The sequence below is a fragment of the Acinetobacter sp. Ac_5812 genome (assembly GCF_013072695.1).
In the GTDB taxonomy this organism is placed as follows: Bacteria; Pseudomonadota; Gammaproteobacteria; order Pseudomonadales; family Moraxellaceae; genus Acinetobacter.
In genome coordinates this window covers 127,443-145,151 of the sequence record NZ_LXUK01000017.1, presented here as the reverse complement: position 1 = coordinate 145,151, position 17,709 = coordinate 127,443, and the positions used below count along the sequence as shown (strand labels likewise).

The following is a 17,709-nucleotide window of genomic DNA, read 5'->3' as shown; positions in this document are numbered from 1 at the left end:
TCAATCTTTTTTAAGTTCAGTCTTTTTGCTATTACGCAAGAAGACGAGTCCGCATTTTTTCAAGCTTGTTAAGCGCAGAGTCATCTATCACTTGGTCGCCTGCACGAATCACAACACCTGCGATCAACGCTGGATTAACGTTAACAGTGACATGAACTGTTCTGTTAAAACGTTTTTCAAGCGCATGAGCTAAAATATGCTCTTGTGTCGCATCGATTGGAAAAGCAGATTCAATTTCTACTTCCAATGTGTTGTTGTTCTGCGATTTAAGTAGTTCGTATTCTGTTGCGATTTCAGGCAATAAAACTAAACGATCATTATCTGCAAGCAATGTCAAAAAGTTAGACACTGATTGAGTTTGATCTTCACCTAAAACCTTGGCAAAAAGACCTACTTGTTCCGCAGGAGTCAGCTCAGGGCGATTTAAATAAGCGGAAAATGCTTCATCTTGCACCGCAGCACTGAGCAGTTGTAACGCATTTGACCAAGCGTCAGTTGCATTCTGCTCAGATGCATAAGCAAATGCTGCTTTGCCGTACGGGCGTGCTAACGTCAAGAGTTCAGCCATATTCGCCTCGCTTAAAGTTTAGCAGCCAGCTGATTCAGCATGGCATTATGAGCTTCTGCGTCAACTTGTTGGTTCAGAATTTTTTCTGCACCAGCAACTGCCAAAGCAGCAACTTGTTGACGTAATTCTTCGCGAGCAGAATTGATGTCTTGATCAACAGTTTCTTTCGCCTGTTGACGAATACGCTCACCTTCAGCAGATGCTTGGGTACGCGCTTCTTCGATCAATTGTGCTGAACGACGGTTCGCTTGTTCGATCAATTGAGCCGCTTGTGCTTTCGCTGCATCTAATTCTGCCTTAACTTGTGCTTGCGCATCAGCAAGGTCAGCTTTTGCTTTTTCAGCAGCGTTTAAGCCATCAGCGATTTTACGCTGACGCTCACTAATCGCATTGATTAGTGGAGGCCAAACAAACTTCATGCAGAATGCGACAAAGATCGCAAATGCAATTGCTTGGCCAATCAATGTGAGGTTGATATTCATTTCGCTATTCCTCAATATGTGGATTTAGGAATTAAGCTATTAACCTACAAATGGATTAGCGAAGATGAAGAACAAGCCAATACCAACACCGATCATAGGCACAGCATCAAGAAGACCCGCAATTAAGAACATACGAGTTTGAAGTTGTGGAGCCAATTCTGGTTGACGAGCAACAGCTTCTAAGAAGCGACCGCCTAAAAGACCAAAACCAATCGCAGTACCTAAAGCACCGAAAGCGATCAAGATAGCAGATGCAATTGCAACTAGACCTAAAGTGAGTTCCATGAAAAATTCCTCAGAGGTTAGGTTATTACCAAATTAAACTAAAATTTAAGCCCAACGATCAGGTGATAGTTAGGCAATACCATTAATGCTTTTCGCTTGCCATGCTCAAGTAAACGATGGTCAGCATCATAAAGATAAATGCTTGCAACGTGATTACAAGAATGTGGAAAATAGCCCAAGGCACAGATAACGCCCACTGGATCCAGAACGGCAATAATGCGATCAAGATGAAGATCAACTCACCCGCATACATGTTACCGAACAGTCGTAGAGCTAACGAAACTGGACGAGCAAGGAAAGTTACTAATTCCAAAATTAAGTTCACTGGAATCAATAACGCTTTTGCAAATTTGTTACTTGGGTTGAATGGGTTAAGTGCCAATTCACCGACGAAACCGCCGATCCCTTTTTCACGAATACTATAGAACAAAATTAAAACAAATACAGACAACGACATACCAAGGGTAATGTTCGGGTCAGTAGATGGAACAACTTTGAAGTAAACGTGGTGAGGGTCCATACCAAATACGTTTGCACCAATCAATTGAGCTGTATACGGGATCCAGTCAACAGGGATTAAGTCCATTGCGTTCATGAGGAAAATCCACACGAAAATGGTTAATGCCAAGGGTGCAATTAAACGTGATTTGCCGTGGAAAGTATCACGAACACTTGAGTCTACAAACTCGATAATCATTTCAATCGCTGATTGGAATTTAGTTGGAACACCTGCATTCGCAGCTCTCGCAACTGTCCAAAACAACAAACAGAAAATCACACCAAGTCCGATAGACCAACCCATTGAATCCAAGTGAATTGCAGTGAACCCCATCGAATGAGCTTCTTCAGCAGTCTCAGCCAATTTCCATGTACCATCAGGCATTTTGCCATAGGTCATATTGGTCAAGTGATGCTTGATATACTCGGTCGAAGTCAGGGCATGTTCTTCAGCAGCCATAAATCACACCTGGTCAATGTCAATCATTAAAAAGAAGTAGAAACGAATCAAGCGGATGGCAAAGATCCCGCCTCTACTTCCAAAAATCTCAAAATGTGTTTTACCCTCGTTTTTGTAGACGTGCCACCAAAAATGGCGCGACCCACGACATCGCTTGTACGAGAATAAATCCACAAAACAATGCAACCGGTGACAGCGGTTTAACATTGCTCAAAATTAATATAAAACCCACGATCACAATCGCAAACTTACCGAGCATTCCTCGGTACATATTCAGCATGACTTGTTTTGATGCTCTTGCGCCTGCCGTTCTAAACGACTGCCAAGCAAAATAACAATGTGCCAACCAACATACCAAAGCCCCAAGCGCAGCACTCAAAGCAGCAGTTGTATCTTTCATTGCCCATGCCAGTAAAGCGGCAACAGGAATCATACATGCTTGTAAGAAGACCAAAGCTTTTGCTAATCGTCGGTCAATCATGCGACTAGTTTGGCTCATTTTTTACCCACTTACAGCAGAACTGCTTGACAAGTTTTAATCATGATCGTTTCGAATCGCAGGCATTATAGAGTTACACCCCTGAACATGCAATCTTTTCTCGACTTAAGTCTGCTTTTTTCGCTACCATATTTTTTGACGTTAGAGTCAATTGATTTTTATTTTTTTGATCAATTTTGTGCACTTATTACGCATTTATCGGTTTTTAAAGCCAATTTTTGCCATGCTGTTACAAAATTGTCTTCACCACGCATGCTTTCATCGACCGATTGGAAAACTACTGGGTTCATTTTTTGGTACTGACTGGCACTTGCTGTCGTTTCGGCCAATAAGCACATTTTATTTTGCGGACGATTATCTCTTAAGTACTTAATTTGGGCTGCAGTCGGTGCAATATGTGGGTCATCGGTCAGGGCGCCTGCAAATTTCAGGTTTAATGCTCTTTCTAGGTATTGATAGGCATCATGATAAGACCAATAGTTTTTAGCCTTATTTGAGCTTTCATATTGTTGAGAAGCTTGCAGCATTTGTTGCGAAAACTCTTTCGCATTGGCCATATATTTGGCTTTATTTTCTGGATATTGCTGCGAACGCAAAGTTGCAATAAAGAAAGCAATACGTACCGCATTATTTGGATCCAACCAAACATGACTATCAACTGTGCTCGCCATAGAAGCACCACGTAAATTACGCAATGGTAAGGTCGTTAAAATGCCTGAATCTAAGATTGCGATTGCTTTACGGTTCTGATTGAGCATTTTTTCGAGTGGAGCTTCATGCGCTTTCCCCAACCAAATCACCAAAGAGGCATCTTGAATCGCTTTACGGTGTGCTGGTGTGAGTTGTACGTCATGACCACTTTGATCTTTTAATAACAGAATCGGCTCTTCTATCCCGTCTGTTACTTGTTTGGCAATCAAATAAATTGGGTGTGTTGAAACCACCAAGCTTTGTGTCCAGCCCCATGTGCTTAACATCGAAAACAAGACAAAAACAAATAGGCGAGACATCACAACATTACTCAATTTAACGAAGCATGTTATAATATAACAAAAGTTAAAAAATGCCTATGTCTATTTTTAGATTCGCTGCACTATCCATCGTGCATTTAACTTATATAGATAGTTATCATAAATAGCATGTTATGATAGCGGGGCGATTGGAGTACGATTCAGACACTTCATGTCAGTGAAAATTCAATCAGCCCTACAAAAACAATGAGGTCAATCTATGAGTTCTTGTTCACATGAACATGACAATGCTTTACATGGTGTTCACGGTCATCACGATATTAAAGCGCGCCTTGCCGAAGCAGAACTGTTATGTACTGCGACTGGCGCTCGTCTGACACCTTTGCGTAAAGAAGTGCTTGAACTCATCTTAAATGCCTCTGCCCCAATGGGTGCGTATGATTTATTGGCTAAAATTAAAGGTCAAGCAGACCGCCCTGCTGCGCCTCCTACGGTATACCGTACTTTAGACTTTTTATTAGAAAAAGGCTTAATCCATAGACTCACGTCTATTAATGCCTATATACCTTGCTGCCATCCACGTGAAGGTCATCAAGCGGCTTTTCTGATCTGTACGGAATGTCATTCTGTGAAAGAAGCATCAGCACAAGGCCTGATCCAGCAACTCGATCAACTTGCGTCATCAGACCAGTTTTTAGCGCAACATAGCATTATTGAAATCTCTGGAAAATGTCATCAGTGCAGCACACGCCAGTAAGCACTCCACTTATTCAGCTGGAGAAAATCTCAGTTCGTCGTGATGAGCTGGATATTTTAAGAAATGTAGATTTTGCCTTGCAAGCAAAAGAAATTGTGACGTTGATTGGTCCCAATGGCGCAGGTAAATCCACATTGATCAAGGTGCTGTTAGGTATCATGCCGCCGAATAAAGGCAAAATTCACTTTTCTAAAAAATTAAAAATGGCCTATGTTCCGCAGAAGTTCAACCCTTCTGCAAGCCTCCCTTTACGCGTACAAGATTTGCTTGATCTAGAAGTCTGCGAACAGGCGTTACGTGAAGAAATTATTCGCGACACAGGCATTCAAAAATTACAGTCATCCAAAGTACAGCAGCTTTCAGGTGGTGAACGGCAACGGGTGTTACTGGCACGTGCATTATTACGTCAGCCCGATATTTTAGTACTGGATGAACCGATGCAAGGCTTGGATATTCAGTCCGAAGCTGAGCTTTATGAATATGTACGTAGTTTACCTGAACGCTATAGCTGTGCTGTGTTGATGGTATCACATGACCTACAATGGGTGATGCAAGGTACGCATCGCGTGGTCTGTCTAAACAAACATATTTGCTGTAGTGGATTACCTGAAAGTATTCAACAGCATCCAGAATATCAAGCGATTTTTGGCACCCAACGTATGTTCTATCAGCATCATCACAATCACTGTGGGCATAGTGATCATGCAGAACCGTGTTCGCACGATCCACGCCCACATATACACCCTGAGCCGAAGGTCTAAGCCATGATGGAATGGTTACAACTCCTCCTCCCTGCTTGGATTATGGGGTCACTGCTGGTTTTTCTAACAGCTCCTCTTGGCTGCTTGATGCTGTGGCGCAGAATGTCTTTTTTTGCCGACACCATGGCGCACGGCACCTTACTTGGTGTCGCGGTTGCAGGGATTCTGAATTTACCTTTTTGGCTGGGTGTCGCTTGCCTTGCGCTGTTGCTGGTGGCTCTTCTTTGGGTTTTGCACGATTCACGCCTACCTAATGATGCATTACTCGCTTTAAGCTCTGCCACCCTACTCTGCTCTGGTCTGCTACTGATTCAACAAGTACCAAGTTTGCGTCCTGAATTGCTTAGCTATTTATTCGGCGATTTACTCAGTATCGAGTGGGCTGATTTACCAATGTTTGCAGTGGTGATTGCAGGTGCATTAATCGTACTTTATCGTTCATGGTCCGCGCAGATTCAAATTGCGATTGATCCAGATATTGCCATGAGTGAAGGCGTGAGTGCGAACTGGCAACGTTTGATCTTCATGTTGTTATTGGCACTGTTTACCGTATTGGCGTTACGTGCAGTCGGTTCATTATTGATGGGTGCTTTACTGGTGATTCCCGCCCTAAGCGCACGCTTATTGGCGCACTCACCAAAACAAATGGTGGTTTGGGCATTTGTGTTGGCACAGCTCGGAGTTACGGTTGGCCTATGGTCGAGTGCTGCACTGAATATTTCTACAGGCTTAAGTATTGTGCTCTGTATGGCACTTTGCTTTGCCGCTATTTTCATCACGCAAAAACTCAAAAGCCAAGCTCAATCTGCCTAATCGGGCAGTCAGCTTGACTGTTGGATCGCACTGAGTAAAAGTGCTGCACCACTAAACATCACCGCAAAACCACGATTTAAATATTTTTGCTGTGTCGGTGAGCGAAGCAGTCTCAATACTTTCGAAGCCAGTCCGGTATAGCCCGCCATGACAATCAGGTCGATCGTCACCATCGTGACCGCCATGATGAAGTACTGCAGCCATTGTGGTCGACTCAAATCCAGAAATTGCGGTAAAACAGCCAACAAGAATACAATGGCTTTAGGATTACTCATATTCACCACAAAGCCTTTCAATATTAAGGCTAATGCGGATTGAGGTTGTTCCTGTCGAATCTCAATCGCCTGAATCGGTGCAGTCCACTGCTTATACGCCAAATAAACCAAATAAGCGACGCCAAACCATTTCACCACCTGGAAAGCCCAAGGCGTGGTCGCAAACAGCACACCAACACCTGCTGCCACAATCAGAATTTGTATCAGTAAAGCCACTTGTAGGCCTATGACATTCCAATAGCCATATCGAAATCCATAGTTTAACCCACTCGACATTGAGGCAATTGCGCCTGCGCCTGGTGAGATACTAATCACCCAGCATGCCAACATAAAAGCAAACCAAATCTGCAAAGACATAACAAGGACGGTCGAACAATAAAAGGTGAATTATACCGTTTTATCAGCGCATCGCGTTGATATTTTAGGCAAGAAAATTTAGCAAATAAGCTACTCAGCCCACATAACATCAGGCACAATTATTGTTTTCCCCTTAAAAATAACTAAGGAGTTTTTAATGACTGCGCAATCTGTCATTCTTCCATTACCTTCTGACCACGCCCGCTTTATTGTTTTACGTTTAAAAGATTTAAGCATTGCCGAATTAAAACAACAGATTGAAGCTCTCCTTTCGACCCGTGACCGTTTAATCACACAACACCCCAATGACCAGATTAAAACAGCCATCGCTTTTGGTCCCGAACTTTGGGCGCAACTCAACTCGCAAACACCTGAAGGATTTAAACAGCTCGATCCACAACAGGGTGCGTTTAATATGCCAGTGGTGCCTGCTGATGTATTTATTCATCTTGCCAGCGCCCGTGCAGATATTTGTTTTGCCATGAGCCAAGCTTTTTTTAACGGCATTCAAGACAAAGTCGAGGTTTTAGATGAGCGTGCATGTTTTCGCTTCTTTGATGGCCGCGATATGACTGGCTTTATTGATGGCACCGAGAATCCACAATTTCCAGATGACCGCGCAGAAGCAGCATTACTACCAGAAACAGCCGGTGCCTTTGCCGATGGCAGCTTTATCTTTGCACAGCGTTATATTCATGATCTTACAAAATGGCAAATGCTCAAAGTCGATGCACAAGAACATGTGTTTGGCCGTACCAAACTTGAATCGATTGAGCTTGATGATGATGTGAAACCAGAAAACTCACATGTGGCACGTACCGTGGTTGAAGACGATGAGGGTGAGGAAATGGAAATCTTGCGTCACAGCTTGCCTTATGGTGATGGCAAAGGTGAGCAAGGCTTATTCTTTGTCGCTTACACCAATAATTTAAGCATTATTGACGAGATGCTGAAACGTATGTTTGGGACCACAGGTGATGGTATTCATGATCGCTTGCTGCATTTCACCACTGCCATTGATGGTGCTTATTATTTCGCGCCAAGCGATGAATTATTAGAACAGATTTTAGAAGATTAAAACCATCAGATGCTATGTTTATCAATAACATAGCATCTGCATGATCACCAAGTTGCTACTCACTGCAAAAAGATTTATGTGAATATGTTAATTCCGCACAAATCCCACTCCCCTTAAGCCGATAAAATTTGCTATATTGGTCGTTTTTCCGCGACATTTATTTTCGGTAACTATGAATACGGCAATACAAGCAGCTCTCGATCATGCGGTACAAACCCTGCAACAACAAGGTGTACTTCCTTCAGATTGGACCAACACGAGCCATTTAACCCGTACCAAAGACCGAAGTCACGGAGACTTTGCTTCAAATATCGCCATGATCGGCTCAAAAGTTGCAGGGATGAAACCTCGCGATCTTGCTGAAAAAATCTTGGCAGCCCTCCCAGAAGTGGCTGACATTACCAAAGCAGAAATTGCAGGTCCGGGTTTTATCAACTTCTTTTTAAATGCAGACCAACGCTATGCCGTGCTTGATCAAATCCAAGCACAAAAAAATGACTATGGTCGTAGCCAAGCCAATGCAGCTAAAAAAATCCAAGTCGAATTTGTCTCTGCAAACCCAACTTCTAGTCTGCACGTCGGCCATGGTCGTGGTGCTGCTTATGGCATGACCGTTGCGAATCTATTAGAAGCAACGGGTGCCAAAGTTGATCGTGAATATTATGTCAATGACGCAGGCCGTCAAATGGACATTTTGGCGACTTCAACTTATTTACGTTATTTAGAATTGACAGGACAAACCTTAGTTTTCCCTAAAAATGCCTACCAAGGCGATTACGTCAAAGAAATTGCACAAGAAATTATTGATAAAGATGGCAATGCACATGTTCGTGCAGTTGCTGACATTTATAAAGATGTACCAGAAGATGTTCAATACGCTGAAGAACTCGACGCAGAGGGCAACAAAGTTGTCCTTTCTGGCGACAAAGAAAAACACATCGATGGTTTGATTGCAAACTCACAACAACACTTGGGTGCGGACTACCGTGTTTTCCATCAAGCAGCCTTGCATGCCATCTTAGATGACATCAAAGATGACTTGGCTGACTTTGGCGTGACCTTTGATAAATGGTTCAGTGAAGACTCTTTAACTGACAAAATTGACGAAGCGCTTGAGACGTTAGACCAACGTGGTTACCTCTATGAAAAGGACGGTAATATCTGGTTTAAATCAACTGAATTTGGTGATGAAAAAGACCGTGTGGTGAAACGTCGTAATGGTCAAACCACTTACTTTGCTTCTGACATCGCCTATCACTTAAATAAATTACAACGTGGCTATACCGACCTGATTGATATTTGGGGTTCTGACCACCACGGTTATATCTCACGTGTCAAAGCGGCGATTGATGCCATGGGTTATGACTCGAAGAAACTGACTGTACTTTTGGTTCAGTTCGTGAGCTTGTGGCGTGGTGGCGAGATGGTACAAATGTCATCTCGTTCGGGTCAGTTCGTGACTTTACGTGATCTACGTAAAGAAGTGGGTAATGATGCCGCGCGTTTCTACTATGTGATGCGTAAGTCTGAACAACACATCGACTTTGACTTAGACCTTGCGGTTTCACAAAGCAAGGACAATGCGGTGTATTACATTCAATATGCTCATGCACGTATTTGTCGTATGTTAGAAAAAGCAGCCACGACAGGGATCAGTTTTGATGCTGTTGCAGCACGTGAGCAAGCCAATCGTTTAGAACTTGATGCTGAAACAGAAATTCTGTCTAAGCTTGCTGCTTATCCTGATATTTTAGTCCGTGCGGCAAATGTCTATGAACCACACCAAATTGGTAACTATCTTAAAGAGTTAGCTGCCCTATTCCATGCTTGGTATAATGAACATAAGGTTTTGGGTGATGATGTAGCGCTTACACAAGCACGTTTATTGCTTTCAATCAATGTACAGCAAGTTTTACACAATGGCTTAGAATTACTCGGTGTCTCCGCTCCTGAGACGATGTAAATAGCAAAGCAGCGCTTTGCACATCGTCGCAAGACCGAAAGCTATGCTTGAGGTGCCGATGTAAGCAAGCCCTCTTTGCATCGTCGCAAGACCGAAAGCTATGCTTGAGGTGGGCTGTAAAACAGCAAAGCAACGCTTTGCACATCGTCCCAAGACCGACGGCTATGCGGTGCCGATGTAAGCAAGCCCTCTTTGCATCGTCGCAAGACCGAAGGCGATGCCTGAGGTGAGCGGTAATCAGCAAAGTAACACTTTAAACACATGTAAACTTAAACCATGATTGTTAAACAATATGGTAAACAAAGCATTATTTTTAAACATAATGCTTTGTTTTTAAGCAGATTCAAGTTACAAATAACCTAATAGGATCAAGAGGAATTTCTGGTGTTTGGAAAAACGCAACGTGGTGTATCTGAACGACCAAACAAGCCTAAAAAACCACTCATTCCGAAGTGGTTAGGAATGCTTGTCGCAGTTCTCGCGATCCTGTGCGCTGCCGTGATGCTCATGCTTTGGCAACCATGGCAGCCTGTTCCTGCAAAAAATCAGGTAACGTCTGAACACTATGAAGAAGAAAATACCAATAAAGACTACCGTTTTTATGACTTACTTCCGCAACAGCAAGTAACCCCAATTCCTGAGCAAGCCGTGCCAGAGTCTAAACCTCAGGGCAATGTTGTGATTATCGAGTCGCCAAAACCTGAAACCACAACAACAGAAGATCCAAGTGGCATCACCCCTAGTGAACAAGCTGCAGCACCTGCACATGCGACTTATATTTTACAAGTACGTAGCTACCCTGACCCAGACAGTGCTGACGCACGTCGTGCAGAAATCATCCTGAATGGTTTATCTGCAGATGTGGTGAAAAGCGTTGAAAATGGCCAAACTTGGTATCGTGTGTTCTCTGGGCCTTATGACAGCCAAGAATCTGCGCTTGCTGCTCAACAGACCTTACAACATAGCGGCATTGATTCAATTGTCATTAAACGCTAAAAATAGAGTCACAATAAAAAAGGGAACAATTAGTTCCCTTTTTTATGCTTAAAAATTTATGCGCATTGAGAATGCAGCGTTCCTTGTTCAGCACGTTGAAAAGCTGGACGCTGCTGAACACGTTGTACAAAAGCCTGAATGTTTGGATACTTACCATGTAAGCGGTTCTGAATCGCAATCAGTGGAAAGGCCATTTGAATATCTGCAAAAGAAAAATCACCTGCAAAATAATCATGTTTTGACAAATAATCCTCAAGATACAAAATATGTTCTTTCACTCGTGGACGGACAAAGCCAGCTTTAACACCATCGGTAATTTTTTCCGCAATCGGACGAATCACCCAAGGAACGTGTTTGCTGACATTATTCATCACTAGGGTCATGACCAATAAAGGCATCAATGAGCCTTCTGCATAGTGCATCCAGTACAAATATTGACGTTGATCAGATGCCTGTTGAGGTTTAAATTTGCTTTGAAGATCATACTGCTGTTGTAAATAATCTAGAATCACAGCAGATTCAACAATCACATCATCCCCATCGACCAAAATAGGTGCTTTACCGAGAGGATGAATTTGTTTAAGGCTTTCTGGCGCTGCGTAACTGGCTGACCTTTGGTAATACTCAACTTGGCAATCCACACCAAGTTCTTCTAACGCCCACAATATGCGGAACGAACGTGAGCATTGTAGGTAATGTAAGGTAATCATTTTTGTGCCTGCTTTTTAGCTGCGTAACTATGGTTTTAGTCCCTCTCATAGCTACGCTTAGAATTATGTTTTGCCCAAGCACAATAGCACTTTAGTCTTAAAGAATCATGGTCTGTATGTCTAAACTACGTAACAAAGTTTTAGTAACAGGCGTTTTACTACAGACATTGAGAAGCTTTTCTTGTAAGTCTTGTGAAACAGGTTGTTTAAATATTACTCGACGCTCAATTCTTTCCTGCTGTTCCCGATTAGTATGGAAGTCCACTTCCACCGCAAACTCACCCAAATCGATTTCCTTATGCTGCGCGTACATTCGCAAGGTAATCATGGTACAGGAGGCCAGACTTGTGGTGAGGAAATCATAAGGTGCAGGACCTGTATCGTGTCCACCAAACTGTTCTGGCTTATCAGTAAGAAATTGATGTGTACCACTCTTCACCGCCCCCTTCCAAGGTTCTGGCAAAGTCTGGACTGCTGCACTGGCAATAATACTCATTTTGATGCCCTCATTTGATCAGGTAATACAGGTGCTTCTAGGCGTTTACCTTGGTAATCTGGAATTTCCCCAAAACGAGCATCGTGATTAATCCAGTCTTCACGCGCTTGCTTTAACTCTCCCATGGTACGCCCTACAAAATTCCACCACAGTAAAATCGGCGATTCAAATGGTTCACCACCAATCAATAACACGCGATGGCCTTGAGTTAACTCGACTTCAATTTCAGTGAGTCCAGTTTCCAAAACCACCATATTATCGGCAGTCAGCTCATGACCATTGACGCGAGCCGTGCCCTCCAACGCCATAAAGGCATATTCAAACTTTGGATTGAGTGGAATACGGGTTTTGGTATCGGCTTGTGCAGTCAGATCTACACCAACCAAAGGCGTATGCACTTGCACTGGTGAAGTTGTATCGAGGAAATCTCCGACCAGTACCGTAAATTCAACCTGATCTTTATTCACGATTGGTAATTCTGGATAGTGCTCAAACTTAGGCGACATATTCAGTTTGTTATCTGGTAAAGCAATCCAAAGCTGAGCAGCATGCATTTTAGTTTCGGTATCGGGTGCAACTTCGGTATGTGAAATCCCGTGACCAGCCGTCATCAAGTTGACCTGCTTCGGACGGATTAATTGTTTTGAACCCAGACTATCGGTATGCATCATGGTGCCTTCAATCATCCATGTGAAAGTCTGCAAACCAATATGCGGATGCGGTCCCACATCTAAACCATCGCCCGCTGGAAAACTCACAGGCCCAGCATGATCTAGAAAACACCATGCCCCAACCAAGCGTTTTTGTCGACTCGGCAGAGCACGCTTAATTACGGTTCCCTTACCAATTTCAGCAGAGCGGATGGTAAATTCTTGAATAAATTGATTAATATATGTTTCGCAGTCTTTTGAATCAGAAATATCGTAGTCGTTATTATTGCTCATGATATTGCTCTCTTTTACCTATGCTAATGCAATGAGTTGATAGCTTGATCTTAACAATACAATCACTCAGCAATATAGTCTTTTAGTAATACACAGAGTGTTATTCATGAGACAATCTTGATATAGGCTTAATATGCTTCGATAAAATATCGCTTCATTAGGCTTATGGCTTAGCTTGCATATCGACAATCAAGCCTGTTAAACGCCGTACCACAGGCAATAAAACCAAGACCAATGGATAAGCGATCAACCAAGAAAACATCCATGTTTCTAACCAGATCATGGTAAATCCTGAAATAAAACCCGTTCTCATCCATAGGTTAACCAGTGATAAAGTCCCACTCATAAAAAAAGATAAAATCAGCGGTAAGATCCACACTGCATACTTCGCGGGTAATTTCGCAATCAGTCGTGGGCTTGCTTTCAATTCTTGCATTTTTAGCTAGTTTTAATAAAAACAATCTTTAGTAAATTTTAACAGTTTAAGGTTTTATCAACATCACCAATTCATGATACGCAGGATGCTATCTATGCAACAATCTGCCATCGAATCAGCAATAAACCTTGTTTTAAAGCAAACTTATTCAGGGTGATCTTTCTTCACCTGCTGCTTTAAATTTTTCATAAACTGACCAAACTGAGGTAGAAAAGTTTCAAATAAAGGATGATCTTTATTTTCCAACATCACTTCACTAAACAGCTTTAAACCTACTGCAAATGATTTTGTGGTTTGATCATCAAAAAAATCGGCTTTCTTCAAACGTTCGACAATCTCGAAGATATCGTCATGGTTGCCTGTATAAAACTCTAAACGCTCGCTATAAGTCGAAACCTGCCCTTTCGCATCCTTTAAATGCTGTACTGTGACATGATATTGATGTTGTTTCATGCTTCTGCTCCAAGAGGCTTTTAAGCACTCTCTTTAATTTCAACCTGCATTAGGTCGACTTGAAATTGATGAAAGACCGCAGCCAACGACTGTAAAAATGCAGTCTGTTTGGCTGTGGTTAAATCGGCACAACGAATTTGCAGCACTTGGCCGTTAGGGATTGAAGCTAAATTAAACTTGGTCTCAGCACGATGAAACTGATAACTGGCAATCAAGCCTGCCTGCACCAGATCACTGAGCACCCGATACACCGTTGCCAAACTCAACTGCTGTTTCTGTTCATTCAGCCGTTGATAAATCTGCTTCACCGTAAGCTCTTCTGATTGTTGTGCCAGCACAGACAATACCGCCATACGTGGATGAGTCACCCTTAGACCCGCCTGCTTGATTTTCTGTTGTAGCTCTAACATGTTTCGCTCCCAACTTATAAACGTCCGATGGCGATGGCGGCCTGATCAATTTTTTCTGCAATTTGATGGATCTGCTCTTGTTGCAAATCTGCAATATTCAACTTTAAACGCAATGCGGTTTTCAGATTTTCCATCGCGCGATGAATATCAATCAACTGATCATTATTATGAATTTCACGTCTAAGTCGCAGCTTTTGTAGAAGTGCCAACAGCATGTCTTGCTGCTCTTTTAAATAGCTGTCGCCATAGTCGGTAATCTGATATTGCTTACGTTCGGCATCCAGCACGCGAATCAAATTCATTTCTTCCAATGCAGTTAACGTTGGATAAATCGTTCCTGCACTTGGGGTATAGCCATCCCCGACCAGATCACTAATTTCTTTAATAATTTCATAGCCATGTTTGGGGCTTTGCTGAATCAAATGTAGCACCAACAGTTTCATGCGACCTGATTCAAATAAGCGGCCACGGCGACCTGCTCGGTGATGCTCTCGATGGAGTAAAGCCGCTTCGGCTTCATCATGGGGATGCTCGGATTGATGTTTCATCTGTTATTTTTCTCTATATTTGCTTAATTTACGCTTATTAAGATATATCTTAATGTATCTTTTATCAAGTTAAGATATAACTTAAAATTTATATTTATGATATTTATTGAATTATTTATTCTTCAAAATAGCTTTTGGAAAGTTAAGTAATAAAAAAGAGTGCATAGGCACTCTTTTTAACAACATTAATCTCGATTAAAACCGCTTCGTATAGTTCACAAATAACCGATCTTCACCAAAGTCATTGCCATGTTTGACCTTGTAATCAACACGCAGATATTGAATGGCAAATCCCTTTAAATAAGGCTGCTGAAAGGCATAATTGATCAAGACATTGGATTCAGTTTCATGATTTTTCGCACCATTGCCCGCTTTAAAGTCATAGCCATAGACATACTTCGCCATGGCATTTAGCCCAGGTACATAATCTTTAAAATCATAGCCATACATCAGATGATAGGACTTTTCATTCTTTTTAAAGAAACCTGTGGCATTCCAGTTGATAAAATATAATTCAGGCAAAAAACCATCGGGTAAGGGATAGGCCGATTCACCAACAATCTGTTGATAACCCAAACCAAAACTCTGATTGTTCACTTTCAACATTTCCAACAGCCCGATATTTTGCGCATCGATCTCGAAGTTATTGCCATCATTTTTGGCATTGAAATATTTAAACTTGGAGTTAAGCGAAAAAGTCGGCTGTTTCCACGTATGCTCTAGACCGAGATAGTGTTTGTTATATAAATCTTCCAAATTACCAAAGTAATATTCAGCTTTGAGTGAGGGTGTCAGTTGATAACGGAAGTCAAGATAATTCAAACCATCGGAATAGGCGGTTTTACCATTCGAAGTGAAGGAGAACTTATGAAAGTTATCTTCATTCCGCGGAGATACTTTTGTCACCCGACCCAGTTCAACATAGAGCTGATCCGAAATCTGGGATTTTAAATTACTTCCCCAATAGGAGGTGATCAACTGGCGACTGGCATCTGAAGTGGTGACAGGCAAGTCCAACCAAAGTTCTCCGACACTCAATAACGTTTTGCCATAACCCAATTTTAGGGTTGCCCCATATTTTGAATAATCAGACGCTTGCGATTGGGTCTGCCGATCAAAGGGCAAAACCATATCGCTGACATGTCGATCTGCACTTAAACGTACGGCATATTGCACCGAAGCATCTGCGCCAATACGAATCGGCTGGTCTGCGATCACGAAAGGAGTGTCGTGTAAATTTGAAGTATAAAATAAAGATGCCCCTTGCGACCAACTGCCAAAATTTTTGGCATTCGGATTGTCATAATCCCGATATAGATAGGCATTCTTTAGGTTAAATTTCCATTCATCTTGGATGGCTTGGGTTGGATCTGCTGCCCATACGCCTGAACTCACTCCAGACATCGGCAGCAAGATACTAAGCGTTAAAATTTTCGTATCAAAATGGTTCATCGAATAAATCATCCTGTGTTGAGCTGCCGTGCCATCCACTGGCACAGCGATCTATTTTTATTGAGAATGGCGTGATATCAGCCGAGGCTTGTCACAACGCTAGGCTGTTCTTTTTTAAGGCGTTTAATCAGCAATAATGAAATGGCTGCACAAAAAGCAGGAATGGCGAGCAAACTGAGAATGGCAAAGCTAGAAAGATTCAACGACATCAGCCAGCCGCCCATGATAGAACCGACAACAGACCCCACACGTCCAATCGCATTGGCCCAACTCACGCCAGTTGCACGACAATGTGTTGGATAAAAGCTGGATGAAAAGGCATTTGCGCCAACCTGTGAGCCACTGATCCCCACACCCACTCCAAACATGGCAAACATCAGCAATATGGTATTGGACTGTTCAATCCCGAGACCTAAACAGATCAGGAACAAACCACCAAAAGCATAAGCTGCACTTAAAATTTTAGTCGCATCCATTTTATCCATTAGCAAACCTAAGACGATGGCACCGATTGTTCCGCCAATCTGAAAGATCGAGGTGAGCCATGAGGCATTGGATAAGTTAAAACCTGCATTGGTGAGTAAAGTCGGCATCCAGCTTGAGATCATATAAATGATCAGCAGACTCATGAAAAATGTAAACCAAATCAGAAAAGTACCTAAAGCAAGACCTTTGCTAAATAGGTCTTTAAGACTTGATTTTGCCACTTCATTTGCAGGCGGGACCAAACTTGGAATCTGCTTGATATGCGGTGCCATACGACGAATGATGCTTTCAATGTGTTCGGCACTTTTCTGTTTCAAAACCAGAAAACGCAGCGATTCAGGCAATAGATAATATAGGAAAGGCACTGTACATAAAGGTGCAATTCCCCCGATCAATAAAATGCCATGCCAACCGATATGCGGTAGCAATTGCGCTGACAAAATCCCACCCAAGGCAGAGCCAATGGTGAAACCACAAAACATCATGGTGACCAAATTGGAACGGCGGGAAGTCGGTGCATATTCTGACGTTAAGGTAATGGCATTCGGTAAAGCACCACCTAAACCTAACCCAGTGAGAAAGCGCCAAATAATCAGGGTTTGTAAGTCCGATGAGAAAGCTGAAAATAGGCTGGCACAGCCAAACATGATCACCGAGCCGATCAAAATCGGCTTACGCCCAAGTTTATCGGACAAAGGCCCAAAAATAAGTGCGCCTGCCATCAAGCCAAATAAGCCTGCACCAAATAACGGTGCCAGATCAGTGGGTTGTAACCCCCACTCGGCTTTCAATGCAGGCGCAATAAAACCGACTGCTGCGGTATCGAAGCCATCAATTGCAACAATCAAAAAGCACAACCACATGATTAGCTTTTGCAAAGATGAAAGTGGTATTTCATCAATGAAATTTTGTACGTCTATGGTTTTCTGAGACATAACGACTCCTTTTGCCAATACCCTGGCTAGTGCAATCCTTAGCAAAGGTGCTCAACTCTATTTATTGTTCAGTTTG

22 protein-coding genes are annotated in these 17,709 nt (G+C 42.5%); 6 read left to right on the top strand and 16 right to left on the bottom strand.

Annotation, left to right across the window (positions count from 1 at the left end; genetic code table 11):
• Nucleotides 1-31: 31 nt before the first annotated feature.
• The 6 genes from A7P55_RS13035 to A7P55_RS13010 form a co-directional block, all read right to left on the bottom strand.
• Nucleotides 32-568, bottom strand: a complete 537-nt coding sequence (locus tag A7P55_RS13035) for a F0F1 ATP synthase subunit delta (RefSeq protein ID WP_171552418.1) — start codon at nt 566-568, stop codon at nt 32-34.
• 11 nt (nt 569-579) lie between these two features.
• Nucleotides 580-1,050, bottom strand: a complete 471-nt coding sequence (locus A7P55_RS13030; RefSeq protein WP_004801977.1) for a F0F1 ATP synthase subunit B — start codon at nt 1,048-1,050, stop codon at nt 580-582.
• 39 nt (nt 1,051-1,089) lie between these two features.
• The gene (gene atpE / locus A7P55_RS13025; RefSeq protein ID WP_000424060.1) at nt 1,090-1,335 is read right to left on the bottom strand and encodes a F0F1 ATP synthase subunit C; all 246 of its coding nucleotides are present in this window, start codon (nt 1,333-1,335) and stop codon (nt 1,090-1,092) included.
• A gap of 82 nt (nt 1,336-1,417) precedes the next feature.
• The gene (gene atpB, locus A7P55_RS13020) at nt 1,418-2,293 is read right to left on the bottom strand and encodes a F0F1 ATP synthase subunit A (RefSeq protein ID WP_004801976.1); all 876 of its coding nucleotides are present in this window, start codon (nt 2,291-2,293) and stop codon (nt 1,418-1,420) included.
• A 100-nt stretch (nt 2,294-2,393) separates the two neighbouring features.
• Complete coding sequence (locus tag A7P55_RS13015; RefSeq protein ID WP_171552417.1) at nt 2,394-2,792, bottom strand: ATP synthase subunit I; 399 nt, start codon at nt 2,790-2,792, stop codon at nt 2,394-2,396.
• Between the two features lie 170 nt (nt 2,793-2,962).
• Nucleotides 2,963-3,802 carry a metal ABC transporter substrate-binding protein gene (locus tag A7P55_RS13010; protein ID WP_171552416.1) on the bottom strand — a complete coding sequence of 280 codons (840 nt, stop codon included), beginning with the start codon at nt 3,800-3,802 and terminating at the stop codon, nt 2,963-2,965.
• Nucleotides 3,803-4,022: 220 nt separating this feature from the next.
• On the opposite strand from A7P55_RS13010, the gene A7P55_RS13005 reads away from it, so the two are divergent.
• Genes A7P55_RS13005 through znuB form a run of 3 tightly spaced genes read left to right on the top strand, consistent with a single transcriptional unit; the run spans nt 4,023 to nt 6,094 of the window.
• The gene (locus A7P55_RS13005; protein ID WP_167250937.1) at nt 4,023-4,520 is read left to right on the top strand and encodes a transcriptional repressor; all 498 of its coding nucleotides are present in this window, start codon (nt 4,023-4,025) and stop codon (nt 4,518-4,520) included.
• Complete coding sequence (znuC, locus tag A7P55_RS13000) at nt 4,493-5,281, top strand: zinc ABC transporter ATP-binding protein ZnuC (RefSeq protein ID WP_171552415.1); 789 nt, start codon at nt 4,493-4,495, stop codon at nt 5,279-5,281. The genes A7P55_RS13005 and znuC overlap by 28 nt, the downstream gene beginning before the upstream one ends.
• Nucleotides 5,282-5,284: 3 nt before the next feature.
• Complete coding sequence (gene znuB / locus A7P55_RS12995) at nt 5,285-6,094, top strand: zinc ABC transporter permease subunit ZnuB (protein ID WP_004801966.1); 810 nt, start codon at nt 5,285-5,287, stop codon at nt 6,092-6,094.
• A gap of 8 nt (nt 6,095-6,102) precedes the next feature.
• Here the strand turns inward: znuB and A7P55_RS12990 are convergent, their stop codons facing one another.
• Nucleotides 6,103-6,726 (bottom strand): LysE family transporter, encoded by a 624-nt coding sequence (locus A7P55_RS12990; RefSeq protein WP_171552414.1) that lies wholly within the window; start codon nt 6,724-6,726, stop codon nt 6,103-6,105.
• 157 nt (nt 6,727-6,883) lie between these two features.
• Between A7P55_RS12990 and A7P55_RS12985 the strand changes: the two genes are divergently transcribed.
• The 3 genes from A7P55_RS12985 to A7P55_RS12975 all read left to right on the top strand — a co-directional run bounded on the left by A7P55_RS12985 (nt 6,884) and on the right by A7P55_RS12975 (nt 10,763).
• Nucleotides 6,884-7,804: a Dyp-type peroxidase gene (locus A7P55_RS12985; protein WP_171552413.1), complete on the top strand. Its 921-nt coding sequence runs from the start codon at nt 6,884-6,886 to the stop codon at nt 7,802-7,804.
• 172 nt (nt 7,805-7,976) lie between these two features.
• Nucleotides 7,977-9,767, top strand: a complete 1,791-nt coding sequence (gene argS, locus A7P55_RS12980; protein WP_171552412.1) for an arginine--tRNA ligase — start codon at nt 7,977-7,979, stop codon at nt 9,765-9,767.
• Nucleotides 9,768-10,151: 384 nt separating this feature from the next.
• A complete protein-coding gene (locus A7P55_RS12975; RefSeq protein ID WP_004801958.1) occupies nt 10,152-10,763 on the top strand; it encodes an SPOR domain-containing protein in 612 nt (203 codons plus the stop codon).
• Between the two features lie 56 nt (nt 10,764-10,819).
• Here the strand turns inward: A7P55_RS12975 and A7P55_RS12970 are convergent, their stop codons facing one another.
• The 9 genes from A7P55_RS12970 to A7P55_RS12930 form a co-directional block, all read right to left on the bottom strand.
• Nucleotides 10,820-11,473 (bottom strand): glutathione S-transferase, encoded by a 654-nt coding sequence (locus tag A7P55_RS12970; RefSeq protein ID WP_171552411.1) that lies wholly within the window; start codon nt 11,471-11,473, stop codon nt 10,820-10,822.
• Between the two features lie 97 nt (nt 11,474-11,570).
• Nucleotides 11,571-11,969, bottom strand: coding sequence for an OsmC family protein (locus A7P55_RS12965; RefSeq protein ID WP_171552410.1), 399 nt, complete (start codon nt 11,967-11,969; stop codon nt 11,571-11,573).
• Entirely contained in the window at nt 11,966-12,913 is a 948-nt protein-coding gene (locus A7P55_RS12960) for a pirin family protein (protein ID WP_171552409.1), read from the bottom strand. The genes A7P55_RS12965 and A7P55_RS12960 overlap by 4 nt, the downstream gene beginning before the upstream one ends.
• Nucleotides 12,914-13,076: 163 nt before the next feature.
• Complete coding sequence (locus A7P55_RS12955; protein ID WP_171552408.1) at nt 13,077-13,349, bottom strand: DUF2798 domain-containing protein; 273 nt, start codon at nt 13,347-13,349, stop codon at nt 13,077-13,079.
• A 144-nt stretch (nt 13,350-13,493) separates the two neighbouring features.
• Nucleotides 13,494-13,802 (bottom strand): DUF3861 domain-containing protein, encoded by a 309-nt coding sequence (locus tag A7P55_RS12950; RefSeq protein ID WP_171552407.1) that lies wholly within the window; start codon nt 13,800-13,802, stop codon nt 13,494-13,496.
• A 20-nt stretch (nt 13,803-13,822) separates the two neighbouring features.
• Entirely contained in the window at nt 13,823-14,212 is a 390-nt protein-coding gene (locus A7P55_RS12945; protein WP_171552406.1) for a transcriptional repressor, read from the bottom strand.
• A 14-nt stretch (nt 14,213-14,226) separates the two neighbouring features.
• Nucleotides 14,227-14,760, bottom strand: a complete 534-nt coding sequence (locus A7P55_RS12940; protein ID WP_171552405.1) for a PadR family transcriptional regulator — start codon at nt 14,758-14,760, stop codon at nt 14,227-14,229.
• A 195-nt stretch (nt 14,761-14,955) separates the two neighbouring features.
• The gene (locus A7P55_RS12935; RefSeq protein WP_252727865.1) at nt 14,956-16,164 is read right to left on the bottom strand and encodes an OprD family outer membrane porin; all 1,209 of its coding nucleotides are present in this window, start codon (nt 16,162-16,164) and stop codon (nt 14,956-14,958) included.
• A gap of 125 nt (nt 16,165-16,289) precedes the next feature.
• The gene (locus tag A7P55_RS12930; protein ID WP_171552403.1) at nt 16,290-17,633 is read right to left on the bottom strand and encodes an aromatic acid/H+ symport family MFS transporter; all 1,344 of its coding nucleotides are present in this window, start codon (nt 17,631-17,633) and stop codon (nt 16,290-16,292) included.
• Nucleotides 17,634-17,709: the final 76 nt, after the last annotated feature.